Source organism: Bdellovibrio sp. HCB2-146, assembly GCF_047345725.1.
Lineage (GTDB): Bacteria > Bdellovibrionota > Bdellovibrionia > Bdellovibrionales > Bdellovibrionaceae > Bdellovibrio.
Genome location: NZ_JBLEQP010000003.1, coordinates 158,405 through 184,219 on the forward strand (window position 1 = coordinate 158,405; position 25,815 = coordinate 184,219).

Annotated in this window: 26 protein-coding genes; 9 read left to right on the forward strand and 17 right to left on the reverse strand. The window is 45.5% G+C overall.

Annotated elements, in window-relative coordinates:
* Window positions 1-3: 3 nt before the first annotated feature.
* The 6 genes from ACLWOR_RS18585 to ACLWOR_RS18610 form a co-directional block, all read right to left on the reverse strand.
* The gene (locus ACLWOR_RS18585; protein WP_413942353.1) at window positions 4-1,443 is read right to left on the reverse strand and encodes a substrate-binding periplasmic protein; all 1,440 of its coding nucleotides are present in this window, start codon (window positions 1,441-1,443) and stop codon (window positions 4-6) included.
* A 91-nt stretch (window positions 1,444-1,534) separates the two neighbouring features.
* Window positions 1,535-2,659, reverse strand: a complete 1,125-nt coding sequence (locus ACLWOR_RS18590; RefSeq protein ID WP_413942354.1) for an aromatic ring-hydroxylating oxygenase subunit alpha — start codon at window positions 2,657-2,659, stop codon at window positions 1,535-1,537.
* Window positions 2,660-2,666: 7 nt separating this feature from the next.
* Complete coding sequence (locus tag ACLWOR_RS18595; RefSeq protein ID WP_413942355.1) at window positions 2,667-3,377, reverse strand: glutathione S-transferase family protein; 711 nt, start codon at window positions 3,375-3,377, stop codon at window positions 2,667-2,669.
* On the reverse strand, window positions 3,374-4,636 hold the full coding sequence (locus ACLWOR_RS18600; RefSeq protein WP_413942357.1) for an FAD-dependent oxidoreductase: 1,263 nt from the start codon (window positions 4,634-4,636) through the stop codon (window positions 3,374-3,376). The genes ACLWOR_RS18595 and ACLWOR_RS18600 overlap by 4 nt, the downstream gene beginning before the upstream one ends.
* Window positions 4,633-5,496, reverse strand: coding sequence for a hypothetical protein (locus ACLWOR_RS18605; RefSeq protein WP_413942358.1), 864 nt, complete (start codon window positions 5,494-5,496; stop codon window positions 4,633-4,635). The genes ACLWOR_RS18600 and ACLWOR_RS18605 overlap by 4 nt, the downstream gene beginning before the upstream one ends.
* On the reverse strand, window positions 5,483-6,703 hold the full coding sequence (locus tag ACLWOR_RS18610) for a cytochrome P450 (protein WP_413942360.1): 1,221 nt from the start codon (window positions 6,701-6,703) through the stop codon (window positions 5,483-5,485). Before ACLWOR_RS18610 ends, ACLWOR_RS18605 begins: the two co-directional genes overlap by 14 nt.
* A gap of 84 nt (window positions 6,704-6,787) precedes the next feature.
* Here ACLWOR_RS18610 and ACLWOR_RS18615 point away from each other — a divergent pair, with 84 nt between their 5' ends.
* A complete protein-coding gene (locus tag ACLWOR_RS18615; RefSeq protein WP_413942362.1) occupies window positions 6,788-7,681 on the forward strand; it encodes a LysR family transcriptional regulator in 894 nt (297 codons plus the stop codon).
* Between the two features lie 4 nt (window positions 7,682-7,685).
* Here the strand turns inward: ACLWOR_RS18615 and ACLWOR_RS18620 are convergent, their stop codons facing one another.
* Window positions 7,686-8,003, reverse strand: coding sequence for a hypothetical protein (locus ACLWOR_RS18620; protein ID WP_413942364.1), 318 nt, complete (start codon window positions 8,001-8,003; stop codon window positions 7,686-7,688).
* Window positions 8,004-8,215: 212 nt separating this feature from the next.
* Between ACLWOR_RS18620 and fabG the strand changes: the two genes are divergently transcribed.
* Entirely contained in the window at window positions 8,216-8,965 is a 750-nt protein-coding gene (fabG, locus tag ACLWOR_RS18625; protein WP_413942366.1) for a 3-oxoacyl-ACP reductase FabG, read from the forward strand.
* Here the strand turns inward: fabG and ACLWOR_RS18630 are convergent, their stop codons facing one another.
* Genes ACLWOR_RS18630 through ACLWOR_RS18640 form a run of 3 tightly spaced genes read right to left on the reverse strand, consistent with a single transcriptional unit; the run spans window position 8,966 to window position 11,627 of the window.
* Window positions 8,966-9,202: a DUF952 domain-containing protein gene (locus tag ACLWOR_RS18630; RefSeq protein WP_413942420.1), complete on the reverse strand. Its 237-nt coding sequence runs from the start codon at window positions 9,200-9,202 to the stop codon at window positions 8,966-8,968.
* A gap of 19 nt (window positions 9,203-9,221) precedes the next feature.
* Window positions 9,222-10,700 (reverse strand): lysine--tRNA ligase, encoded by a 1,479-nt coding sequence (lysS, locus tag ACLWOR_RS18635; RefSeq protein ID WP_413942367.1) that lies wholly within the window; start codon window positions 10,698-10,700, stop codon window positions 9,222-9,224.
* 3 nt (window positions 10,701-10,703) lie between these two features.
* Window positions 10,704-11,627, reverse strand: a complete 924-nt coding sequence (locus ACLWOR_RS18640) for a class I fructose-bisphosphate aldolase (RefSeq protein ID WP_413942368.1) — start codon at window positions 11,625-11,627, stop codon at window positions 10,704-10,706.
* Window positions 11,628-11,834: 207 nt separating this feature from the next.
* Between ACLWOR_RS18640 and ACLWOR_RS18645 the strand changes: the two genes are divergently transcribed.
* The 5 genes from ACLWOR_RS18645 (at window position 11,835) to ACLWOR_RS18665 (ending at window position 16,562) form a co-directional block, all read left to right on the forward strand.
* Window positions 11,835-12,377, forward strand: coding sequence for a NifU family protein (locus ACLWOR_RS18645; protein ID WP_413942369.1), 543 nt, complete (start codon window positions 11,835-11,837; stop codon window positions 12,375-12,377).
* Complete coding sequence (locus tag ACLWOR_RS18650; RefSeq protein ID WP_413942371.1) at window positions 12,364-13,719, forward strand: MATE family efflux transporter; 1,356 nt, start codon at window positions 12,364-12,366, stop codon at window positions 13,717-13,719. Before ACLWOR_RS18645 ends, ACLWOR_RS18650 begins: the two co-directional genes overlap by 14 nt.
* 35 nt (window positions 13,720-13,754) lie before the next feature.
* A complete protein-coding gene (locus ACLWOR_RS18655; protein WP_413942372.1) occupies window positions 13,755-15,557 on the forward strand; it encodes a monovalent cation:proton antiporter-2 (CPA2) family protein in 1,803 nt (600 codons plus the stop codon).
* Complete coding sequence (locus ACLWOR_RS18660; RefSeq protein ID WP_413942373.1) at window positions 15,554-16,045, forward strand: aminoacyl-tRNA deacylase; 492 nt, start codon at window positions 15,554-15,556, stop codon at window positions 16,043-16,045. Before ACLWOR_RS18655 ends, ACLWOR_RS18660 begins: the two co-directional genes overlap by 4 nt.
* Window positions 16,046-16,118: 73 nt before the next feature.
* Window positions 16,119-16,562, forward strand: a complete 444-nt coding sequence (locus tag ACLWOR_RS18665) for an SRPBCC family protein (protein WP_413942374.1) — start codon at window positions 16,119-16,121, stop codon at window positions 16,560-16,562.
* On the opposite strand, the gene ACLWOR_RS18670 is transcribed toward ACLWOR_RS18665, so the two are convergent.
* The 3 genes from ACLWOR_RS18670 to ACLWOR_RS18680 all read right to left on the reverse strand — a co-directional run bounded on the left by ACLWOR_RS18670 (window position 16,559) and on the right by ACLWOR_RS18680 (window position 19,247).
* Window positions 16,559-17,380 carry a prolyl oligopeptidase family serine peptidase gene (locus ACLWOR_RS18670; protein ID WP_413942376.1) on the reverse strand — a complete coding sequence of 274 codons (822 nt, stop codon included), beginning with the start codon at window positions 17,378-17,380 and terminating at the stop codon, window positions 16,559-16,561. The genes ACLWOR_RS18665 and ACLWOR_RS18670 overlap by 4 nt on opposite strands.
* 139 nt (window positions 17,381-17,519) lie before the next feature.
* Window positions 17,520-18,461 carry a hypothetical protein gene (locus ACLWOR_RS18675; RefSeq protein WP_413942377.1) on the reverse strand — a complete coding sequence of 314 codons (942 nt, stop codon included), beginning with the start codon at window positions 18,459-18,461 and terminating at the stop codon, window positions 17,520-17,522.
* Between the two features lie 129 nt (window positions 18,462-18,590).
* The gene (locus ACLWOR_RS18680; RefSeq protein ID WP_413942378.1) at window positions 18,591-19,247 is read right to left on the reverse strand and encodes a hypothetical protein; all 657 of its coding nucleotides are present in this window, start codon (window positions 19,245-19,247) and stop codon (window positions 18,591-18,593) included.
* Between the two features lie 104 nt (window positions 19,248-19,351).
* On the opposite strand from ACLWOR_RS18680, the gene ACLWOR_RS18685 reads away from it, so the two are divergent.
* Complete coding sequence (locus ACLWOR_RS18685) at window positions 19,352-21,013, forward strand: HEAT repeat domain-containing protein (protein WP_413942380.1); 1,662 nt, start codon at window positions 19,352-19,354, stop codon at window positions 21,011-21,013.
* Between the two features lie 53 nt (window positions 21,014-21,066).
* Here the strand turns inward: ACLWOR_RS18685 and ACLWOR_RS18690 are convergent, their stop codons facing one another.
* The 3 genes from ACLWOR_RS18690 to ACLWOR_RS18700 form a co-directional block, all read right to left on the reverse strand.
* Window positions 21,067-22,038, reverse strand: a complete 972-nt coding sequence (locus ACLWOR_RS18690; RefSeq protein ID WP_413942421.1) for a deoxyhypusine synthase family protein — start codon at window positions 22,036-22,038, stop codon at window positions 21,067-21,069.
* A gap of 186 nt (window positions 22,039-22,224) precedes the next feature.
* The gene (locus ACLWOR_RS18695) at window positions 22,225-23,079 is read right to left on the reverse strand and encodes a ThiF family adenylyltransferase (RefSeq protein WP_413942381.1); all 855 of its coding nucleotides are present in this window, start codon (window positions 23,077-23,079) and stop codon (window positions 22,225-22,227) included.
* A 14-nt stretch (window positions 23,080-23,093) separates the two neighbouring features.
* Window positions 23,094-23,915, reverse strand: coding sequence for a TatD family hydrolase (locus ACLWOR_RS18700; RefSeq protein ID WP_413942382.1), 822 nt, complete (start codon window positions 23,913-23,915; stop codon window positions 23,094-23,096).
* A 94-nt stretch (window positions 23,916-24,009) separates the two neighbouring features.
* On the opposite strand from ACLWOR_RS18700, the gene ACLWOR_RS18705 reads away from it, so the two are divergent.
* On the forward strand, window positions 24,010-25,065 hold the full coding sequence (locus ACLWOR_RS18705; RefSeq protein ID WP_413942383.1) for a hypothetical protein: 1,056 nt from the start codon (window positions 24,010-24,012) through the stop codon (window positions 25,063-25,065).
* A gap of 60 nt (window positions 25,066-25,125) precedes the next feature.
* On the opposite strand, the gene ACLWOR_RS18710 is transcribed toward ACLWOR_RS18705, so the two are convergent.
* Window positions 25,126-25,797, reverse strand: coding sequence for a DedA family protein (locus ACLWOR_RS18710; RefSeq protein WP_413942384.1), 672 nt, complete (start codon window positions 25,795-25,797; stop codon window positions 25,126-25,128).
* Window positions 25,798-25,815 lie beyond the last annotated feature (18 nt).

Here is a 25,815-nt window from a genome sequence, read left to right on the forward strand (position 1 = left end):
CTTTTATTTCGGATAAAAGATTTGCTGCAACCGCCCTGATCTTTTGAGATCCGTCAGCGCCCGATTGAGTTCTTCAATTTTCAAACTTGATTTTTTTGAAACGGCACATTTAACTTCTAACGGGTCCACCTCAATAGGAGACCGTTGAATATTGACGTGCTTTTTTTGGTAATAGTTGTACTCGAGATTATTTAAAATGATGTAGGAGATCCGCTGGCTAATAAGCTTTTCCACATTTGCTGAACCCGACCCCGCATCTTCGCGGATGATACTTCCTTGTTCAAAGAATGACATCAACGACGGATACACAAAATGCAGTGAGGTCCCAAGACGTTTTCCTTTAAGGTCTTCAAGACTCAGCACTGTATCTTTACTGCCTTTCAGTCCGACCACATAGTTGATCTGTCGAAAAATAGGGACGCTCCAGTCATATTGTTTGGCATAATCTCCCGCCCACACCTCATTGTTGTAACAGACCAGTTCGATTTGTCCTTCTGCCAATCGCGCATCAAGACGTCCCCTTGGCAGCAAGACTATATTGATCGGGCGCTTGAGTTCTTTGGCAACGGCAAAACCAATATCAATAAAAAGACTTTCTTTAACTGCCGAGCCAGGGCCGTTATAATATAAGAGAAACGGCGGTGACTCATCCCAGTTCAGCCCGTAACTGAACGGAACGCCTACGGACTTTGGGTCGAGATACCTCTCATAAATTTTTTTGAAGACTTTTTTCTTGTTAAGGCGATCAATAGTTCGATTCAGCCGCTCTAGAGTCAATCCCGATTTTTTTGAGAGTGAACAGCGGATTTCGGTTTTTCCGAGAACAAACGAACTTCTTTGCAAAAAGGGATACGTGGCCTTGTAGTAATTAAATTCGATTTCACTCATGATCACATAATCGACACGGTCTGATAAAAGCTTGCGAAGGCTTATGGCTACTGACGGGGCATCTTCACGGGTAAGGACCTGATTTTTAAATAAGTTCTCAAGGTCTGAGTAAAAAAATCTTTCCACTGTGCCAATTTTGACGTTATTGATTTGATCGATCCAGGAAAATGGAATCTCTGTCTTACTCACTAAGACATTGGCGTAAGTGTAGAGGGGCTTGCTCCAGACCACTTCCTGGCTAAAACTCTGCCCCCAATCCAAACTGTTATGGCAGTTCAAATCAGCTCGACCCTCATTAAGCATCTTCGGAATACGCACACGTGGAATACCGACCATTTCGTAGTTCACTTGCAGATCATCGCCAATGGCAACCGCAACGTCGTAGATGAGTCCACCGGTCGCAATGGGTCTACTGACGTTATCAAATTGATAAAGAAGCGGAGGAGCATTGCTGGCATTAAAACCAAATACGATTTTCTCAGCCGCTTGCAACCCGATGCGTGCCTGCGGATCAGCAAAAAATAAAAAGAGAAGGGAGAGCAAAAGATATTTCACACCAATATTGTCCGACTCCCCTTCTGAGAGTCAAAAGACTCCCTCTGACTATGCAAAATGCTTGTACTGAGGACCCATTGAAGCGAGTCTTTTAGCTCGTTGGATGACTTTTGGCAGAGGCGTTCGAGTGCAGATCTTGGTGAAACTTCTCTAAAATCTGCTCCAGCCTTGTAAATACGAATTTTCCGTTTCGATTCGCATCCAGTCCTTTTTGCACGCCTTCAAGAATTGCAATATCTTGTCCGAGAATGATTTTTAAAAATTCAACTCTCTGTTGAATTTTCTCATTCTTTAAATCTGCTTCTCTGGGAACAATTGGAGTATAGCGGAACTTGGTTTCACCCGTCGTCTGTGGGACCAACGAAATCAAAGCCACATGATCATCATAAAAAAGTAAAAAACTGCTGGGGAAAATAAAATACATCACTTGCGCCCATCCCAAAACCGGAATCTCCCCCGCAGGTTGCTTCAACGGAACTACGATGCGGCAGTTTTCGTTATATGAATCGGCAAGACTCAGATTTGGAAACTGCAACTGCGACAAATACGGCGCATGGGCATGAGCAAAGTGATAAACTTCTAAAAAAGCCTCAACCCCCACTTTCCAGTTGAATGGAGCAAGGAAACTCATCTCAGGCATTGCGTGCTGGGGATTTAAACCGATTTCATCGGAATCTTTATGGAGCTGATGAAAACTTTCTTCGAAAATATTCTCTTGAGAATGAGGACTCAGAACCACCCAGATCATTCCGGCCTTTTCGTAGGATTTCAATTCCTGCAAACGAAACGCCGATGTCGTGTGTTTGGAAAAACACTGATGACTTGAGGGAACTTCTAGGAGTTCTCCCTCTAATGAATAAGACCAGCCATGAAACGGACAAACTAATTTTTGACAGTCTTTCTTTGTACCCTCAGAAGCTAGGAGCGCTCCCCGATGACGACAAGTATTGATAAAAACGCGAATGTCTTGTTCATTTCTGACTGCAACAATTGGAACGCCGGCAAGTTCGCCAGCAAACACATCGCCGGTCTTTTTAATTTTGTCAGAAGCAACAAATGGAAGGGGACGCTTCCGGATTACTTCAAGTTCTCTTTGAAACAAAGTGGAATCGCGATAATCGGCTAGCGCGATAGAGGTGACCTTTTCCCCCAGCTCCACAGTTTCATTTTTCATATGCTCAAGAGTTATTTCGCGAATCTGTTTAAGTGTTCTCATAAAACCCTCACACCTTTCCCGCAAAATCCGAAAAGCACGTGGCTTCTTCTCTGAAGCAATATCCGATAAGATTCGGGTGACGCAAAACTTCTTTTTGCAATTCACTTTCGATAGGTTGCTTGAGGATTGTGATCAAAAATGCATACGCTGTCGCATCAAGTGTCGTGAATTCCTCACCTAGGAAATAAGTTTTTTCCGCTAGGAAAGTTGCAAGGGCCTGAATCTCTCGTTTTCCAAGTTCATACACTTCGGACTGTGAGTGGCGTCCCAGCCCTTGTTGATAGGCCTGCTTTTGTAAACGACTTCTTAGGAAATGTAAAAATGGCATTCCAATCAGAGGAGGAAAGAGGGAGACGAAATCACGCTTTAGAACTTCCCACCCCACAGGATCAATCCAGCGACTATAGAGCAAAATAAAATAAAGATGCTCCTCGATCATTCGCTGAAAAGCTAAGGACTGCGCCTCGAGATGTGGGTCTTGTTTTGCTTCCGCGCTTTGTTTTTTCTGCAGATGTTGTAAAATAAAACTCGAATCAGGAATGGTCAGATTTCCATCGCGAATAAATGGCATTTTCCCCTTAGGACCGCGCGCGGGATTTTTCTCTACCACTGTCTGATAGGGAATATTTTGCTTGCGCAGGTACATTTCCACTTTAATGCAAAATGGGCTTAAACTTGGCAGTCCCCAGATTGCAGGATATTGATGCAGATGAATCATGGGCTTCTCCTCAAAATCGTCGCGATAAAGCATTGAATATTCACAAGGTCCACAACACGTCCTTCCAGATGAAGTACTTTTAGAAATTTCCGATGTATTGCACGAGACTGCTGGCATTGCCGCAAATAATTGAGCAAATATCTTTTAGTAAAACTGTCTCTTGTATCAGACCCCATTTTCGATAAAAGAAATGGCACTCGAATTTTTGCTATAAGATCGGAATGAAATTGGCGTGACGAAAAGGAACTTTTCTTTAGCAACTGACGCAGGAGTTCTGCCTGCAACAAGGCCGATGTCATCCCCTGCCCGAAAACTGGATTGAGGGAACAAACAACATCGCCCATCGCAATCAAGTTCGTAGGAAATTTCGAGATGCGATCCAATCGCCGGAGGTGCATGTTTGGTTTAAAAAACACAGAGACTTTTGTTAAAGGATTTGCATCGGCCAGAATGTGTGAAGCCACCCCGCCAGGAACTTTTTGGGCATGGGTTTTATACTCAACAAGATTTGCCTGAAGTGATTCCTGACGGTTGTGCTCAATCAGGGTTGCAACTGTTCGGCCCTGCTCGATCGGTGAGATCACGGCCCCTAAAGCATCATTTGGTGGCAAAAACTGATAGTAGTACTGCTTCATGCCCCGGAATTTTAATGAATCCGTTGCAAAAGTTGCGGACCGATAAGTGATATCAACAGGGAAAACATCGGTATGTTCCGCTATTGGAAGGTCCGGCAAAAGCTGCTTTAACGGAAAATATGCGCCACCGGCGAGCACGATCAAATCTCCTTCATAATAAGATTGATCACGGCAAAAAACTCGCGCCACCTTCTCGCCTGCAAATTCAAAACCTGTCACTTCCGTTTTCACAAAAGATACATTCGTAATGTTTGAAACCAGGTCATAAATTTGACTCTCAAGAAAAGGTCGACTGAACATACGTGTTTGAACTGTTGACCGGTAACGGGGAAACCTCCCCAGGCGATTTTCCCAGGCGGTATCCTCCGACCAATCGATAATGGGACAGGAATGCTCATCATAGCGCTGTTCAATTCCCGGAAACAAATCAGTCAAAATTTTCTGACCGCGTTTGAGGAGTACATGCAGGTGAGCCCCCTGCGGCACCCCGGCTCTGGGGATATTTGCTCCCATCTGAGAGTCTTTTTCTAAAACGAGAACCGAATCCATAGACTCGGAAAGAACTCGTGCCGCTAAAAGCCCCGCGATACCACCGCCTATAACAACCGCCCGCCGTGACTTCATATACGCCCCTCCAAAGCTGCATGCAGGCGATGTAGCTCCTCAAGTCCCTCTGCATACGATTGAGTGGAAAAGGTATGAAGCGAATGACTTCGAATTTCTGTAGCCTTGGCGCTAAATTCTTCTAGTAATTTTTTTCGGTAAGATTCAGGGTCTTTGGAAATAAGGATCTCATTTGTTGAATCACCCTCGGAAAGTTCGCGATTGAAAGTAAATACAAGATTACTAATGCGTCCTAGTCTTTGCCCCAGATGTAAAACCTCTCGAGCTTTTCCCAGTTCCTCTAGATGCAAACCAGAACTTGCCATAAGATCAATTGTTCCTGCTGCAACAATTCCCATATTATGAGAACCCAAGGTTCGAGACTCTTCTAGATTGCATATTGCTGGAAATGAAGACATGAGTTCTGAATACTTATTACAAGAGTAAAATTGCTCTATATCGAACCGCAGAGCCGCAACTAATACACGATAATGTGGGAATTCTCTAAGAAGTGCCGTGAGTTCTAAAAACAAATAGCGTCCTAATTCAAAAACGACTTTCTCTTTTTCGTTCAAGTGAACGGCTGCAAGGCGATCTTCCTCAACATTCAGAGTATAGAGCTCTTTTAAGAGCTCCGAGTTACGATGCTCTGGATGGTCAGCAAGATCGTCATACAAGGTCACAATCATTCCTAAATGAACTTTGGCAAGAATTGCCAAATCCTGAAAATCCTCGGCGACAGAACTCAAAGTCGTCGCACGATATCCAGTAGGTAAAAAATGTCGGAACAAGACCTCAGGACGAATCGCCGAAGAAGCCCTGTAGGTCGCAATGAGAGCATCTAAACTCTCAGAAAAAGAGAGTCCTCTAGGGTGAAGCATGAAAATCTCCCTTTCTGCGCAACAATTGAAGATCCTGCTGAGCCAACGGGTGAAGAGTTATTAGCGGTTCTGACTGAATAGTGGCTGAGGACTCCACGATACGAAATCTTTCACAGACTTTTTTTAGAACAATGGCCGCTTCAAAATAGGCAAGCCTTTCTCCAACGCAGGACTTCCCGCCTGCCCCGAATGGGATAAATGCCAGAGGATGCTTGAGCTTGTTGTGAAAACGCTCGGGATAAAAATCATCAGGTCGCTCAAAGTAATCCGAGTGCCTGTGGAGTTCTGTGATTCCGATAATAACTTGATCCGACTTCATAACAGGAATTCCCAATAGATCGTCGTCTCGAGTGGCCTCCCGAGCCAACATATATGCTGGCGGAAACAAGCGAAGACTTTCTTTATAGATAGCCAAAGTCATTTCTTCGTCACCGTTGGCAATAAATTCTTGATATTGAGGATGGCGCGCCAACAGCAGGAAGGTAAAAGCCAGCGAAGCTGCTGTTGTTTCATGACCAGCAAAAAGAAAAGTCATGCAATGATCAATCATGTTCTCATCCGCATCAAATGCTTTTGGGACGCCGGCATTTTTGTTTAAATGCTTCGTGATGAGATCGCGAATTTCCTTTTGCAGATTTTTAATTTCACGGTTTTTAAATGTGGGAATAGCAAGAGGGACTGGAACCAAGGCTCTCATTCGCAAACCACAAAGATGGTTCAGTCGCAGGAATTTTTTTCCTATTTGCTCGGCGAGTTCCGGGGAACGAATACCTAAAAATATAGTCAATGCCGTTTGTAAAATCAGCGACATCATCTCCTCGGTCACGTCAATAGACGAGTGACCTTCCACCTTATTCAAAAAATCGTCACAGTAAGATTCAATAATAGTCCGTGCGTCCGCTAAGCCCGCGCTATTAAACATGGAGCGAGATTTCAGTCGCCCTTCCTGTGATTCTTTACCTGCCAGCTGCACGAGACCTTTTTTACCTGTAACCGGCTGGATACGATCAAAAACAGTCCGATTTTGAACATAGACATCAGATCTTTTAATTAAAATCTCTTGAGCTCGCTCCGGATCAAAAACGAATACAAAGCGTTTAGGGCCCATTCGAACGGTATGAACCTTTTCACCCGCGATATTTTGCATGAACTGCAAGGGCTCAGACATAAACTCGGTTAAATTCGAAAATGCTTGAATGGCCTTCATCGTTCCTCCTGAAGAAGATTCCTCTGGAACGTAGACCATAAAACCATTGAATATAATTTCATTATACGATATGATCGTTAACCAATGGATACTAATCGAATCCGCTATTTTTTATCCCTCGTTCGAACTGGCAGTGTGACCAAGGCGGCTGAGCTTCATCATATCAGCCCCCCTGCCCTCTCAAAGGCGATCAAAGTCTTTGAATCGGAACTGAATGAGAAATTGATTGTTCCGGATGGTCGCGGGATTTTATTGACAGATCGTGCCCGCGCTCTTGCTCCCGCATTGGAAGAGATCATCAGTAAGCTTGATGGCATCGTCGAGAAAACGGATTTAGCGGCCGATGCTTCGGAAGAAAACAAGCCTCTCCGCATTTCTACTTTCGAAGTTTTTTCAACTCATTTTATGGAACGTGTTTTAAGCGGCACCTTTGAAAATCGAACTTGCTATATTCACGAACTCACTCCGGGCCTGATGGAGCAATCTGTAGCCAATCGTGACTCTGACTTTGCCTTTACCTACATTCCCATTCCCCACCCAGAGTTGGATCACCTGCGTGTGCAATCAATTGAAATGGGAATTTATGGCCTGAAAGGCAAATTCAATCACACTGCTGAAGAAGAGCGACCTTTCGCAATTCCCACAACTCCAATTGAGGGCTCACCAAACAAGGTGCGTGGACTTGATGGCTGGCCTGACGATGCCTTCCCCCGCTTGATTCGCTATCGAGTTGGAATGTTAGAAACGGCTTTAGGTCTTTGTCGCAGAGGCCTTGCCGTGGCCTACATTCCGAAATTCATTGCTAAACTTCATAACGAGATTGTGAAACCAGAATTTGCTTTGGAAGAAAAATCGTTGCCGAAAAAATTTCCGACGCGAAAAGAATATGTCTATTTGGTTAAGCGCAAGACAGACCTTGAGGACGATGTTGCGAAGAAATTAGGAGCATCGCTCAGACGCCTGTGCTCGACGAGCTAACTTGTTAAGCGGCTCCTTCGTTGAGCATGATGGCTTCTGTACGACTGATCGGTTTTAAGCCAAATGTTGTTATGGCTTCGCTGGCCACAATGACGTACTCACCGGTTTTATTCATTCGTTTGAGCACGTTTTTAATCCGTGAACTTACATCCGCCAAAGTTTCTCCATCGGTGCGATAAAGCCCCGTCGGCAATCTCCAGTAAGATTTGTTTTTAGATAGAAAGAAGCGATAAAACTTAACGGCCGTTAGATTGACATACAACAACTTGGATTCTTCTGGAGAGATATTGTGAACGTCCAGACGAACATAGAACGTCGCCATTTAAATGCCCCCTGCTCTTATGGCAAAGATACGATGAGGCGCATGGAATTTCACGGGCTAAGTCACTTCACGAAGATTCTAAGAGACCAAGGTACTGAGGACAAAATTGTCGCCCATATAAATAACGATGCGCATCTGCCTTGCCTCCTCCCAAATCCATCTGTCAGACTTTTCCCATAGTAAATTCTAACTTTCAAACTTGAGGACTCAGTATGAACAATGTCAGCTTCAGCTTTAAAAATAAAAATGCCGTCGTTACGGGTGGTGCTGCAGGAATTGGTTTTCAAATCACGACGAGTTTCCTAGAAGCTGGCGGTAACGTCGCTGTATGGGATTACTCAGAGCAAGCCTTGCAATCAGCAAAAGATCAATTGTCCAAATTCGGTTCTCAAGTTCAATTCGTTCAAGTGGATATTGGCAATCGTGATTCAGTCGCGAAAGCGGCCTCGTCACTTCCATGGGCTGTTGATATCTTGGTGAACAATGCAGGCATCACGCGTGACAAATCGTTTGCAAAAATGACTGCTGACGAATGGGATGCGGTTATCTCAACAAACCTAACAGGCCTTTTTAACGTCACAAAAGGTTTACTTGAAAAGTTCAACGCAGCATCTGCACATAAACGCATTATCAGTATTTCTTCTGTTGTAGGCCTGTACGGAAACTTCGGACAACTCAACTATGCAGCGGCCAAAGCTGGTGTTATCGGCATGACAAAAACTTGGGGTAAAGAACTAGGTCGTAAAGGCTTCACTGCTAACGCCATCGCCCCCGGCTTTATCGCAACAGCGATGACAAAAGCGATGCCAAAAGAAGCGATCGATGCGATGGCAGCAAAAATACCAGTTGCTCGCTTGGGAGACACATCTGATATCGCAAATGCGGTTCTTTTCCTAGCCAGCGAACAAGCCGCGTACATCAACGGCGCTACTCTCAGCGTAGATGGCGGAATCGTTCTTTAATTAAAGCTCAGAAGGTAAAGCGAATGTTCCGTCTTCCCGCGGAGGGAACGGAATAACTCGCAAAACAGAGTCAAGATTCACAGGCCCGTAGATATGAGGATAGAGCTCATGAAGATTATAAAGATCTTCATACTTCACACGAGCTTTCAAACGCTCTTCAGAAATCTCCCGATAAGCGCGGAGGCGTACCTGTAAGGTACGTTGGAGCGATAAGCGGCCCCGACAACGCAGTCGAATGGCCGCTTTTCATCAACCGCTATTTAGTGATTCTCATCGTCGGGAAGAAGATGATATCGCGAATCGACGGGCGATCCGTCAGAAGCATCACGATACGCTCAACTCCAAGCCCCACACCACCTGTTGGCGGCATGCCGGCATCGATTGCCAACAAGAAGTCTTCATCCATTGGATGCGCTTCTTCGTCTTCACCACGAGCGGCTTCTTGTTCTTTCAAACGTGCCAATTGATCTTCAGGATCGTTCAACTCTGAATAAGAATTTCCGATTTCCATGCAAGCTGCAAAAGGCTCAAAGCGCTCAACCAAGCGACCATCTTTGCGGTGGATCTTCGTCAGCGGAGAAATCTCGACTGGATGATCCATAACCATCGTTGGTTGCCACAAATGTTGTTCTGCTGTCAGTTCGAAAAGTTCCATGATCATCTCGCCACGTTTGTAAGGATTGTGCTCCTTAGATCCGTGCTTTTTGATCGCTTGGAAAATTTCGTCGTCAGTTGCCTTTTCTGGATCAATGCCAGCGTACTCACGTACACCGTCATAAACCGTCAAACGGCGCCAAGGCGGAGTGAAATCGATCTCTTTGCCTTGGTAAGTCACCTTCATTGAACCGTGCACCGACTTCACCAAGTGAGCAACAAGTTCTTCGAACTGTTTCATTTGGTAGTTGTAGTCTGTGTAAGCTTCGTAGAACTCAAGCAAAGCGAACTCTGGATTGTGAGTTCTGTCGATACCTTCGTTACGGAAGTTTTTAGAAATCTCGTAAACTTTTTCAAAGCCACCTACGATGAGGCGTTTCAAATAAAGCTCTGGAGAAATACGCATGTAAAGCTTCATATCCAAAGCACGGTGATGAGTCGTGAACGGATGAGCAGCCGCACCACCGTAAAGTGGTTGCAAGGTTGGCGTTTCAACTTCCATAAATCCACGATCGTCCAAGAATCTTCTGATTTCTTTGATGATCTTTGAGCGCGTTTCGAAAACCTTACGTGACTCTGGATCTGTCATCAAATCCAAGTGTCTGTGACGGTATTTGATTTCTACGTCTTGTACGCCGTGGAATTTCTCTGGAAGTGGTTCAATTGATTTCGTCAAAATTTGGAAAGTTTTAACGTAAATTGAGAATTCACCTTTTTGTGATTTGAAAACAAAACCCTCAACCCCGACGATATCGCCAAGATCGACAAGCTCAAACGAAGCTTTGTCTTGTTCAGACAACTCTTCTGTTTTCACATACATTTGCACAGTGCCTGTTTGATCTTGCACGTTGAAAAAACTAGCTTTTCCCATTGCACGCAAAGTCATCAAGCGACCTGCAAAACGGAAAACCGCTTCAGGCTTTTTCTCACCCGCCGCCAAGCCGTCAGCATACTTGTTCACAACTTCAGCGATCTTTGATTTGTTGTCGAAAGAATACGGATAAGGATTAATACCCTTCTCACGAAGGGCTTGTAGTTTACGTCTTTTCTCTGCTCTTAGCGGATTTTCTTGAATACTCATAAATTACAGTTTTTTCCCTGCGAAAGTTTCCATTACGTTATGAAGCAATTGAATCGCTTCTTTCTTTGGACGTTGGAAAGCATTACGACCCATGATTGAACCGAAAGCTCCACCTTGTGCCAATTCAGAAACTTCTTTCATCAACTCATCCGTGCCTTTTGCTTCGCCACCAGAGAAGATCACGATGCGTTTACCTGCAAAACAAGCTTGAACAACGTGACGGATACGATCCGACAATGTCGCAACTTTGATACCTTGTTCTTGGTAAACTTTTGCCGCAGCCGCCTGTTCGATGTGTGCGCTTGGTGGTTTTACTTTGATGATGTGCGCGCCCAATTGAGCTGCGATGTGAGCCGCATATGCGATCACGTCGATAGCGGTTTCGCCGTCTTTAGAAAGTTGTTCACCGCGAGCATAGGACCAGATGATCACAACAAGACCGGCTTCTTTCGCCTTGCGAGCCGCTTCCGCGATCTCTTCGTACATGTGTTTACGTTCCGCAGAGCCTGGGTAGATTGTGAAACCAATACCCACACAGCCCAATCTCAAAGCATCATCGATATGTGACGTCAACGCAGAGATAGGAGCTTTGTTACCAAAAAGAGTGTCAGAGTTGTTGATCTTCAAGATCAACGGGATCTCACCTGCATACTCACGAGCAATCGCTTCGATCGCACCAAGTGGAGCAGCGTAGGCGTTGCAACCTGATTCAATCGCCAATTCAACGTGGTAAGCGGGATCGTACCCATCTGGATTTTTTGCAAATGAACGAGCCGGACCATGTTCAAAACCTTGGTCGACAGGAAGAATGACGAGCTTACCAGTGCCAGCTAGCTTACCGTGGTTCAACATGCGAGCTAAATTCGTAAGAACGCCCGGATTGTCGGATCCATACCAGTTTAAAATCTCTCTAACTCTTGGTGTCATCAAAGTCTCCTGAATGTGGGCCTTCACGCCCTTTTAGTTGCCTATTCAAATCTGCCTGTTTTTCGTGTATACTGGGGCCCATTTCTGAATCCCTAGAGGATGGAAATTTATTGAGTTTTTAAGCTTTAATCAAGTGCGTCTCGCTGATTAACACGCTTGGCATAAAAGACTTCTTCCGATAGTGTGCGGACGCGAACCGAGGTTTCTATGAACAAAGTCAGTTACGAAATCACCCCAAACCCTGCGACAATGAAGTTTTTGCTTCACCGTTCTGTAACAGAAGAGGGTTTTGACTGCCCAACGGCCCAAGATGCCGAGAGATCCCCACTTGCGTCGAAAATTTTCGGGTTCCCTTGGACGAGTTCGGTGTACGTGGGTTCTGACTTTATCACAGTGACAAAACAAGATTGGGTTGATTGGGAGCTTTTGGCTCACCCTCTTAGTGGTTTGATCCAAGAACACTTGGATTCAAATGAACCCGTGGTTGTCGATTTCACTCCAGTTGTGGAAGACGAAAACGACACTCCGATCGTTCGCAATATCAAATCAGTTCTCAATCGCGAAATCCGCCCAGCTGTTGCTTTAGACGGCGGCGATATCGTGTTTTACAAATACGAAGACAACATTCTTTATATCCGTATGAAGGGTGCTTGCTCTGGATGTCCGAGTTCACAAGTTACACTCAAACAAGGCATCGAGGCCCGTATGGTGGAACTGTTCCCGGAGATCAAAGAAGTTGTCGCAGTCTAAACTCGTTCACGAAACTAAACTTCTCGCCAAACTCTCAGGTCCTATTGTTGTCGGTCAAGTGGGTCAAAATCTGATCAATCTGGCTGATACGATCATGGTGGGAGCTTTGGGGGCCGTCGCATTAAGTGCTTCTGCGTTTGCGGGAAGTGTTTTTGTTATCGCACTTATTGCGGGAATGGGAATTCTTTCTCCCGTCACCGCACTCATTGCTAAGATGCAGGGGCAAGAAGACTACCCTTACGGCGGCGTGCTTTTACGCCACAGTTTGATAGTCACCTTGATCACCTCAGCCATTTTGACTGGAGTGCTTTACGCCCTCCTACCAAACTTATCTATTTTCGGGCAAACACCTGAGGTTTTGGAAAATTCTTTGAAGTTTTTCGAAATCATCACATGGTCCCTCCTCCCAAGCTTGATCTACCAGTGCTACAAACAATTTTCCGACGGAATTGGAAAAACCAAGGTCGGAATGTTTGTGATGCTCTTTGGGGTCTTGGCAAATATCCTCGGCAACTATGCTTTGATTTACGGGAACTGGGGCGCACCGAAGCTTGGCCTTGAAGGTGCTGGGTATTCCACGCTTATTTCACGTATTTTGATGGCCGCTGCCATGGTTTCGTACATCCATTTCAATCCGCGTTTTACTAAATATCTGCAAGAGCGTTGGACTCATAAGATGGATCATACTCTGCTGAGAAATATGTTCCGCCTGGGAATTCCTAACGGCATGACCTATCTTTTTGAAGTCGGCGCGTTTTCCTCGGCTGCGATCATGATGGGGTGGTTTGGTTCAATGCCTCTTGCGGCCCACCAAATCACCATCAGTATGGCGAGCGTCACATTCTTGATTTCTGTTGGTATCGGTATCGCTTCCAGCATTCGTGTGGGCTATGAAATCGGTCGAGGCGATGCGGCCTGGGCTCGTTATGCAGGCTTTACTTCAATGAAAGTTGTCGCGATTTATTCCACGATCTGTGCCGTTGCGATTTTGTTATTACGAAATTGGATTCCGACTCTTTATGTAAGCGACGTTAATGTGATTGAACTCGCAGCGATGCTCTTTATCGTCGTTGGTATTTTCCAGATTTTTGATGGCTTGCAAGCTGTTGCAATCGGTGCTTTGCGTGGTCTTAGTGATACAGCTTGGCCGAGTGTTTTTGCTTTTGTTTCTTATTGGATCATTGGCCTACCAAGTGGCTATCTTCTCGCTTTCCATTTGGGTTGGGGACCTATCGGAATTTGGATCGGGCTCCTTTTTGGTTTAGTCTGTGTTTCGGTCTTACTGACTTGGAGATTTGAAATCCTCAGCGCCCGTTACCTCGGAACACATGAAAAAACTTGATGCGCCCGGGGTAAGGCCTTGTTAGTCTTATCCCCATGATTCATCCGCATCTCTTTCAAGTACTCGCATTTTTAGGTTCATCCATTTTACTCGTCTCCGTTTGTCAAAAATTGGGATTGGGTAGTATTCTGGGTTATTTGGCAGCTGGCATTCTGATCGGGCCTCAGGGCCTCGGGATGATTTTGGATTATCGCTACACGCAAAATTTTGCGGAGTTTGGCGTGGTCTTCCTTCTATTCATGATCGGCCTAGAACTGCAGCCTCGAAAGCTTTGGGCGCTTCGTCGCACTTTGATCGGTTTTGGTGGGTTGCAAGTTCTTCTTTGTACGGCGGCATTTGCTCTTATCGCCAGAGGCTTTGATCTTTCTTGGCCTTCCAGCTTCGTGATTGGGTTTGCACTGTCATTATCTTCAACTGCATTTGCTGTACAGTCCCTGAGTGAGCGTAAAGTTCTAAACACGGAATTCGGTCGATCCTCATTTGCAATTCTGCTAATGCAAGACGTATTCGCCATCCCTGCCCTTGCGATCATCCCTACGCTTGGACTTAAAACAACCGCAACAGCAGCCACACACACAAACTGGGCTGGAGCTGTTGCAATTATCATTGGTCTCGCGATCTTTAGTAAAACTTTGATGGGCCCTTTCCTGCGCCAAGTTGCTTCGTTCCGCAGCCGTGAACTTTTCACCGGTGTGACTTTGTTTATTGTGATTGGCGTTGCCTACTCGATGGAAGAAGTGGGCCTCTCGATGGCACTCGGTGCTTTCTTAGGTGGGGTATTTTTATCAGAGTCGGAATACCGTCACGAACTTGAAGCCGATCTGGATCCATTCAAAGGTATCTTGATGGGTCTTTTCTTTGTGTCCGTGGGCATGGGATTGAACCTGGATCTTTTGATTCGGCAACCGTTATTAGTTCTGGGCGCCACCATTGGTTACATGATTGTGAAATCAGCATTGCTCTTTGCTGTTGGTCGTATCATGCGTTTGGCCTCAGATCCTTCACGCAACTTGGCTGCTTATATTTCTCAAGGTGGGGAATTCGCGTTTGTTCTTTTTGGCGTGGGACTCACTTCACGTATCTTACCGGCGGAAACGACACAGTTTTTGACAATGGTTGTGACCCTCTCCATGGTGCTTAGTCCATTTATCATTGTTGCAAACGACAAATTCGACGCTTACCTTTCACGCAAACGTCAGCGAACAGCTGAATATGACAGCTTCGAAGATGCGAACAACAAAATCGTCATTGCGGGATTTGGTCGCTTTGGTCAGATCTTTGGTCGTCTTTTACGTGCGCAGAATATCGGCTTTACAGCTATTGATCATGATTCGGAGCAAATTGAACTGCTTCGTCGTTTTGGAAACAAGGTTTACTACGGAGATGCTTCTCGTAAAGAAATTCTCGAAGCTGCCGGAATGAAAGACGCCAAACACTTTATTCTGGCTGTTGATGATATGGAAACAGCGACCAGCATTGCACGCACGGTCCGCGCCAACTTTCCCCATGTAAAAATCTATGCCCGCGCTCGCAATCGTCAGCATACTTTTGATTTGATGGATCTTGGAGTCACTCATATTCGTCGTGAAACTTTGGATTCAAGCCTCACCCTCACCCAAGAACTTTTGGTAGAGTTGGGTCATCCGCAAGCGCGCGCTCATTCTATTATCGAAAGATTCAGAAAACATGACGAGTTGATGTTGGCTGAACAATACAAAGTTCGTCATGACCAAAAAGACTTTATCAATGTGTCCCGCTTGGGCACTCAACAGCTGGCGCAAGTACTTAAAGAAGATCTAGAAAAAACCTACATCGATACCAAGGATCTGCAGCAATGAGTGATAAAGACAAACTCCCAATGACGATGGCAATTCGGGAGTTGCAGGACCATCATGTCGAGATCACGCATCACCTTTTTCCTTATCTCGAAAAAGGTGGCACCGCTCACTCGTCTTCACAGCTGGGAGTCCCTGAACACGCGGTCATCAAAACCCTAATCATGGAAACCGACAGTAAAGATCCTCTCGTGATTCTTATGCACGGAGATATGCAAGTCTCAACGAAACAGATGGCTCGTCATATGGGAGTGAAAACCGTCTCACCTTGCAAGCCCGAGGTGGCGGATCGTCATTCAGGATATCAAATTGGTGGAACCTCTCCCTTCGGCACGAAAAGAAAAATGCCCGTCTTTATGGAGAAAACCATTTTGGATCTTGAGAAGATTTATATCAACGGCGGCAAACGCGGCTATTTAGTCGGCATGAAGCCTAGTGAGATTATTCGAGTTTTAAATCCAGAACTTGTCGAAGTTGGTATCAAGGGCTAGGAGATCCCTTGCCTCTTAACAAGGAAGCCGCTCGTAATTTGGGCGATCCTTAAAGCCACGTTATTCTACGTTCATGGCACAACAAATCGAAAAATCAATAGTAATAGAATCTCCGGCAACAACTGTATGGAACATCCTCACCGATCCTCATCTGTCGAAAGAATGGATCCAAGAATGGTGGCCCGAATTTATGAGCCTCGAATCCAATTGGATGACTGGCGAACCGGTTGTTTGGAAAGTCCATGATGGCTTGGTTGCCGCCAAAGGCACTGTCACTCACGTCGAACCCTTTAAAAAATTAGAATTTAGTTTTCGCGTGAGTGATCCCAGCTTCGTTGAGATTAACGAAAACATCACCTATCGGCTGGAGAGCACAAAAAATCTAACGCGACTTTTCGTCGTGGTGGGAGAGTTTGGTGATAGCCCCGATCAGGTCGAATCCTATGCCGACGCTTTAGAAAGCTGGAATAGATCTTTACCAAAAATCAAAGAACTTGCAGAAAGACACCTTCACTAACGAAGGTGTTGTAAAAACCACTGCGTGATTTCTTCAGGGGCTTCATCAAGCCATTGATGGCGCGCGAAGGTATCAACCAAAACCTTGGTTTCAACCCCTTCATCTTCAAGGCGGTGCAAGTAGGAATACATCGTTGTGATCGGCACGACATGATCCAGCATCCCGTGCAAAAATAATGTCGGTGGATGATTTGCTGGAAGTGCATCTGGAACAAAACACATCGGGCCGCCACAAGTCGCATATGAAGCCGACTCAATCGCAAGAGCTTTAAAAACTCCTGGGAATGAAACCGCCATGCGGCTTGTGTGATATCCACCACTTGAAATTCCTGTGGCGAAAAGTTGATTCATATTGAGTTTGCCGAACTCTCCGGCATTCATGGCTCTTAGAAGCTCTTGGATAAAATAGAAGTCTTCAGAAGTGTCGTAATCCATACCGATGATATTCGTCATCCAAGCAAGCTTTTCCGTTGCTGGAGGCGCAATCACCGCAAAACCATTATCCATTAGATTTTGAATCAAACGGATCTCGTTAAAACCACCAAATGGCATCATTTGACGGCGAGAGAACTCAACCGGAAAAAATGTTCCTTGATATAAAACTACCGTTGGCCAACCACCTTTTGGTGCTCGTCCTTGTGGGATTCCATATTTAACTTTTCTTTTAAAGATAGGACCTTGAACTTCAACGACCGAATACGGGCATTCAATACGATCCAAAAGACCCGTATCCATCACGCAACCAGAACGCCCCTCTTGAGCTTCCGCTGCATTTATCATCGCAAACATTAACAAGAGAAAAACTATGAGTTCCTTCATTCCTTAAACCCCATCGGTCAACCCGACACCAACATACATCTCTTGCACACCATGTACCAGTAGGCCCTAGGACATTATGTCCCTACTTCAATAAGTCGGGACAGCGTTTTCTAGTCCAGGGCCGGGATTTAACAGGAAATTATTTAATAAAAGGAAGCTTGCCCCATTCGATAGCAGACGTAAATGCCTTCATCATACCAGGGCTTCTTTTTTCACCATTGATATAGATCTCTTGTGAAGACTCAGTCCCAATTACCACTATACGAATCGCGCCACGTGTTGTTTGCAAATCAAATAGAGTCTGCATTTGGCCCTTTTGAGTTGCCGTATCCATTTTCACGTTGAAGGAAATCGGACCACGAATATAGTCGTTCTGCAAAAGGTCGACTTGCAAAGTGCCAGTTCCTGCAACGTCCGCTTTTAGATTCAAAGATTGATTCGCAAGTGTCGCTTCAACAGTTCCACTGCTCGCCATTTCCATGTTAAAACGCGCGCCTTGCAAAGAATTCTGCCAAGATCTGCTTTCAATTGTTTGGCTGCGTGACTCTGTATTTTCAACAAATGAAACGATGCGAACTGAATTTGAACCAAGAGGTTCAATGGAACGAATTGTATTTTTTGAATTCGCCCTTTTATTCATCAACGTTGGACAAGCGGCTCTGTCGAAAATTCCCATCGTGCCCACAGTTGTACTGACAGCACCTACCTTGAACTCTTGATCGCCTGTTGTTTGTGATTCTGCATCTTGAATCACGCAGTTTTGTTGAATCATGCTGATGTTCTGGCGGCCCGTTGCGCTTAAGCGATTTTTCGCTTCTTCGCGTTGTTCGTGGGTAACAGCTTCCGTCTGCGCACCAGAAAGAATGTCATTAAAAACCACCTGGTCAGCCGGCAAAAAACTTTGTGAGTTATTCATGAGCTGCGCATAGTACTGAAGATCGGCTTCAGATACAGCATTCGCCGGCTTCATTCCCGGTTTCAAATCCGGCATTCCGCCGCCGCCCTTACTGTTACCGCCCCCGTCGGAGCAAGCCATCAAAGCAAAAACCAATGCACCTAACAACACATTTACGCTCTTCATGAATCCCTCCATCTTGTCATGTCTTAATTAGACGAATGGGTGATGATTCGAGTCAACATGAAGGCGGCTATCTTGACACGCCAGCTTGCGGCCAGCTGTCCAGCAAAAAACGATATGCCTAACGATTAATTAAGGCTTGCTGTCGGAATCTCGATCGTGTGGAAATCTGATTTTGATGGGCTTGGTGTACTCTTCGTGAGTGACCATTTCAAACCACGTGCGAATGAATTTTTCCGCTGATACGCGGGCTTCTTCTCTGACGACTTCTCGGTTGGCAATGGCTTTCTCAATTAAAAGCCCGGGCAAATCTTCAGCCATTTTTTCTAATGCCCGCTCTTCGTTTCGCAAGACACTTCCCTGCTCCACTGTGAACTTGAGCTTCGCGATATCCACCGCAGGCGTACTGCTTCCCAACTCAGGAACTCGCACAACCAGAGTGTCTCCGACGATATGAAACTTCCATGGCGCCGATAGGCTGATGAAGTAGTTATATTCGACCGGTGCTTCCGCTTTCAGAATCATTGTCGGCAGATCAAACCACAAAGCTGTCGCATTCGATGTTCGCTCAATAGATTCAATTTCTTGAAGTTTCGCGACGTAAAGACTCTGACGGCCCGTCAGTTTGATCGCATAACTTTGAAAGCGATCCTCGATATCTTCTGTGAATAGCTCTGGGAAAGATTTATTCAGACTGCGATGGGTAAACAGATGCACCCCATAGAAGACAACTCCCCCCATGATGACACCTGCGATGAAAATCTTGATGCTCGAAACCCACTTCAGCATAAACACTTATCGGCGAATCCTGATCGAGAGATAAATCTCATTTTGATACAATCCCGAGGGTGTTCTGGACTGATTTACGCACTTTGTTTTCCGAAAAGAAGAATATGAAGATCTTCATCTCTCTGATCGTCACGTTATTATCCTTTTCGGCCCTGGCCAAAGAAACACGTACTGTCTGCACGATCACTATCAACTCGGATGATGAAAAGAAGATTTTCCAATCAAAAATCAAAGACAAAAATGTTCAATTCGTAGAATTGGTAGATACGAACAATCGCAATTGGATGGAGGACGCCTGTGCTTCTCAGACAAAATGCGATACACTTATCGTTTCGGGTCATTTTGGCGGTGCGTTTTTTGGCGATACGAAAGAAAGACTTTCCTTAGAAACTCTCGAAAAACTTTCTTGTTCGAAAACATGTGAAGGTATCTTACGTCATCCTAAAGAGGTCTATCTTTTTGGATGCAATACACTTGCGGATAAGTCTCAGGATCGCCGTACTCCCGCGGAATATCGTCGCGTCCTCATCAACGATGGCATCGCTCCCGATGTCGCTGATCGCATTGTGACAGCTCGGTATAGTCCCCTTGGAGATTCATTTAAATCCCGCATGCAAAAAGTTTTCGCTGGAATCCCCCAAATTTATGGTTTTGACTCTGTGGGGCCATCTGGAAAAACAGTACGACCTTTTCTGAATAGGTATGTGACTTCCGTTGGACAAAATTACAGCAAGAGACTTGAAGACCTAGAAGCTCAAAAAGTGATGTCCACCATTCAAGGAATCAATGACCTAAGCCAGAATTTCGCTGGCCCATGGAATGCAGCCTTAGCGGGCACAGCTGCAGCCGCCTGCTCTGGAGCAGCACCCGGATTCAAAAAGGAATGTGCCCTATCAGACCCAAAGCTCTCAACAGCAGAAAAACTGATAGTCACTAAGGAACTTCTCAACTCTGATGAACGTCTCAGCTACATGGGGACTATTGAAAGCTATCTGCGCGAACTCAACTTCAGTCGCCTGACGGAAACTGAAAAATCCATTCTTGCAGAAATCTCAAAAAATGAATTAGCAAAAAAAGACCTTCGCGCAGCCGCCGATTCACTCACCGATAGTCCCACTTTGCAACTTTCGTTGGTGAACTTAGGGCAAAAACTGAATTGGTATTCTGCTGGTGAAGTTGAAAAGAAAGTTAATGCCGTGATTGGCACGGCAATGGCAAAGGGACCAACATTTGAGACCCGCGATTTTCTTTGTTCGTTGAATACAGATATTCCTCTCACGACAAAAATGGTTCCCAGTTCCTTTTTTGGGAATGAAGCTGGCCACCGCGCACTAGGTTGCATGGGTGTTGGAGATGCAGAAATTCAAAGAAAACTTGCAGAATATATATTACTTGATGACAGCAAATCAGATAATAAAGGCGTTCGCGAAGAGGCGGCACAAGCCCTACGCAACGCCCATGACGTCCCTGCCGATGTATATAAAAAACTTCGCGGACTTACCTCCAGCAAAGACGCCTATACTCGCACCATCGGAACTCGCGCAATTGCAGAAGTCGGTCCACATTCAACTGCAGATGAAGAGCTTCTGCTCACACTTACAACTGACAATGATCGTGACGTTCGCGGAGCCGCCTATCAAGCCCTCGCCGACTTTAAAAATCTAAGTCAAAAAACGCTTGCTGAAATCGAAAAAAATCTTGAGACCGAAGATATGCTTCACGACACTCGCGACTACTTCCGCACTTTGATTAAATCTAGAAAATAAAAAAGCCCCGACATTTCTGCCGAGGCTTTAGTGGTTTTTGGAAATTCAGATAACTATTGACCCAAGATGTAAGCGAACATCAATGGAGCGCAGATTGTTGCGTCTGACTCTACGATGTAGCTTGGAGTCGATGGAGCCAATTTACCCCACGTGATTTTTTCATTCGGAATCGCACCAGAGTACGAACCGTACGAAGTTGTCGAGTCAGAGATTTGGCAGAAGTATGACCACAATGGAACATCTTCGTGACCCAAGTCTTGCTCAAGCATTGGAACTACGCAAATTGGGAAGTCACCGGCGATACCACCACCGATTTGGAAGAAACCAACTTCTGATTTCTTCGCAGTCGCCATGTACCACTCCGCCCATGAAGTCATGTACTGGATACCACCTTTTACAGTGTGCACATTTTTGATGTCGCCTTTAATGCAGTGACCAGCAAAGATGTTACCCAAAGTTGAGTCTTCCCAACCTGGAACAACCATTGGCAAGTTCTTCTCAGCAGCAGCTAGCAACCAAGAATTTTTTGGATCGATTTGGTAGTACTGCTCCAACTTTCCAGAAAGAAGAATTTTGTACATGAATTCGTGTGGGAAGTAAGACTCACCTTTTTTGTCAGCTTCTTGCCAGTATTCAAGAACAACGTTCTCGATACGACGGATCGCTTCTTCTTCAGGGATGCACGTGTCAGTCACACGGTTCAAATGTTTTTCAAGAAGGCGTTGTTCGTCTTCTTTCGTCAAATCACGGTAGTTCGGGATGCGCTCGTAGTGATTGTGCGCAACCAAGTTGAACACGTCTTCTTCAAGGTTCGCACCTGTGCAAGAGATCGCATGAACTTTACCTTGGCGGATCATTTCAGCCAAAGAAAGACCAAGTTCTGCAGTCGACATCGCACCAGCAAGAGTGACAAGCATTTTGCCACCTTTATCAACGTGCGTTTTGTAACCAATAGCAGCGTCTTTCAAAGCCGCAGCGTTAAAGTGACGATAGTGATGATCGATGAACTTAGAAATAGGTCCCATCATAGCTCCTTCATAGCGATGTAAAGCACCGCAAGGTATCAAATTTAACTTAAAACTCAATAGGTATTTTTAATTACGCGGCCTTAGTCTTCTTACGCTCTTTCCACCAATGGCGGAACGTAAGACCTACAACTGTGAAGCCGACAAGAATAATGAAAAAAACGATGGCAAACCAAGCAGCTACGATCATTTTGCCTCCGCCTTCACGCTGTTTGCGATCTCTTGAACGATGTGCGACGCCATAGCTAAGCCGAAAGCACCTGTTACGAAACTCGCAGTTCCCCAGATCACATTTCGAGCGTCACAGCCATGAAGTTTGTTTTGGCTGCCTTGTGGGCAAACACATTTAAAGCCTTTTCCGCCATCGTATTTCAATTCCACTGGATCAATTGGAAACTCATCCGAAAAGATGCATGGAATGCCGAAAGTTTTTTGAGGAAAGTCGTATTTTTGACGCAAAATTTTGCGTACTTGATGCGCCATCGGATCCATGTGCGTATCTGCCAAATCGGCTTTTTTGATACGAAGAGGATCCATTTTTCCACCTGAACCACCTGACGTGATCACTTTCAAACCACGCTCGCGACAAGTCGCCAGCAAGTGAGCTTTCGCCGTCAAATTATCAATCGCATCGACGATATAATCAGGCTTCAAAGACAACATGCTCTCTGAATTTTCAGCGTTATAAAACTCCGGAATAGAATCAATTGTCGCTTGGGGATTGATCTTGCGCAGGCGTTCCGTCATCACCTCTGCTTTTTTACGTCCCACCAAACCTTGCAAAGCATGCAATTGGCGATTCGCATTTGTGATACAGATTTCGTCGTAATCTACGATGGTGATTTTACCAACTCCAGAACGAGCCAAAGATTCCGCCGCCCACGACCCCACGCCACCGATACCGATGACCATCACGTGAGAATTGAACAACTTTTTCATCACGTCATCGCCGACCAAACGGCCCATGCGATCAAAACGACGATGCAAAACGTAGTTATTTTCTTCTGGTTGTGGAAGAGAGTTTGTTTCTGGGGTTTCCATAGGTCTCCGTCAAATCACGACCCAAAAGATTCCGGCGCGGTCCCCTGGGCAAAAAGTCGTTTAAAATTCTCAGTAGTGATATCTAAAATCTCCAGAGGATCAAGAGATTTCAGCTCCCCTATAGTTCTTGCCACCTCCCAAATGCTTTCAGGAGGATTTAGGCCCCCTTTATATGCCGGAGGAGCCTGATCTGGGGTATCACTTTCAACAAGAAGCTTTTCAAGGGGAATTTCGCGAACGGCTTGGCGTAATCTTTCGTTGTCAGGACGACACAGAGGCCCGCCCACTGACAGATAGAGACCACGACGCAAGAAGTCCTCAGCCTTGCCCCAGCTTCCGTTGAACGAGTGTACCATGCCTTTTTGCTTGGGAAGCCCCCACAAGTCCATGATCCTGAGGCTTTCCTCATGGGCCTGCACAAGATGAAGCACAACGGGTTTAGACGACATCTGCGCCAGCTCCAATTGCTGCTCAAAGACCGTCATTTGCTTATCGCGGGTGTCTTTCATGATGTGAGGACGGAAATCAAGGCCGAGCTCCCCAAGTGCCAAAGCATCCGGCAGCTCTCGAGCCAATAAATCCAAAGCTTCCTCACACTCTTCAAGTTCATGATCAATCACCCAATAAGGATGAAGGCCAAAACAAAGACCAATATGCTGAGGAAAACGAGCTTTCAAGGCGCGTTGTCGTCCCCAATCTTCAGGGCTGACTCCACCTTGCATAAAAAAGTGAATGCCCTTGCTACGAGCATCTTCAATGACGGCACTATCTTGACCTTCCCAACGGGGATCGGCCAAGTGACCATGAGCATCTATCCATTTTCCAAACGCGACCATAGACCTGCAAGATCCCATAAAAACCCGACTCGAACAAGTTCACATTTGAGCCGATAGAGGACTTGGCTAAATACATGTGGAAGGAAGTCACTGAATGAAAAAGACGAGCTTACGTTTGGGTTTTGACGTCACAATGGAAAAAGGTTCGACTTGGAAACCATTGAAGGTTCAATTTTGGAATCAAGAAACAAATTTTTCAAAATTCACACCGACAGAGCCCTTTAAATACATGGCTGACGCATTGACGGGCTTGTCTTTGATCAAATTGAATCACTATATCAAGAGCCCAGTTGCAAATCCTCGTATGGATTACAACTTCACATGTGAAGCATTCCGCTCTTTAGATCCACACATTGAGCTTTACGAGCGCTCCCAACCTCGCATCCGTGCTTTGCAATCACATATTGCCGTTGTTCCTCCGACAGTGTGCGCGCAATTCGAAGAACTTTTTAACGAAGCTTTTGAAACAGCGATCAAACCTTGGGGTGTAGATCTAACGGCTCTGGGGCCTTTGCTTGATACTTTCTCTTGGCTAGAAAATAAAATCGGCTCGCCATTGCTTTATAATTTCGGTTTGAATTTCTCAAAACCGTTTATGGATAAGTTGCACTGTGTGTTTTCATTCCTGTATCACTTGCGCAGCCTGGTGGCGATTGACCACAATGCGCACCAAGAAGATCACTCGCATGAAGGTCTTAAAGTCGATGCGATCACGGATTATTTGCCACGCGCCGAATACGTTGTGAACGATGCTCTTTTGTACTGGAATTTCAAAAAATTAGCGCAACCTTTTGCTTCCAACCCGTCTGATACGCGTGTCGACAGATTGTTTGTGCAACCGTTTGAGAAAGCCTTCCACAAGTACTCTCACAACGCTTGTCACCTAATAGACAATCTTCCGCAAACCTTCATTAAGTCGATGACGCCAGTGGAATTGGAAGAAGCCTTGTACTTGGTGCAAATGGATTGGTTGCTAGGCTCACCAGCCGGTTTGATGTTTAAAATCCGCGAAGAGATTTTTGCATTGAGCAGCGGTTACGAAAAGATCTTCTGGAAAGACGTGGAACCAGAATTCCACACCAAACCAGTAGCTCTTCACATCTGCTGTGAATTGACTGAAGACTTGGTCTTTGATCATAAAGCGGCTTAGTTTTTAAAAGATTTTAGATACAAAAAAACTCCTGGGTGACCCTCAGGAGTTTTTGCTTTTTTAGAGACTCACGTTTCGTGTGACCCATTTTTTGTGGATTCTTTTCACCACAAAGTACAGAACGATCACAGCAAATACCGCCAGGACGACCAGTTTAAACTGGCGCAGTTTATTAAGGATCGGTTCACCGTAATGAGCGAGGAGATAAATTTGCGTTGGAACGCTGATCGCCGCTGCAATACCGTCGATGACCAAAAATTTCCAAACTGGAAACTTCATCACACCGCAAACCAAATGGCCTGGGAAACGAAGTCCTGGAGTGAAACGGAAAATACCGCAAGCATAAGCACCGTATTTATGAGTCCACTCTTCGACTTTTTTCATCATGTCAGCTGGGAATAGGCGCTGAACACGCGGATGATAAAGAATTTTACGCCCAAAGAATCGCCCTAAAACGTATATCAGCGTGTCACTGACGACGACGGCTACAAAGGCAATAATGGCGGCGGTATGAACATTGACAACGGGAGCACCTGGGTATGGCGGAGGGAAATGGTCAGGATTTGCCCCCATAAATGCCAAGATGCCTACGCTGATCAGCGTGACTTCTTCCGGCAATGGGAAACCCACGGCCGATAACATCATCATTCCGATAAGCGCCGCATAGACGATCCCAGGCTGGTAAGCAAACTGAGACATCCACTGAAAAATGGGCTCTTGTGCAAATTCCAAAACTCACTACTCCTAGAG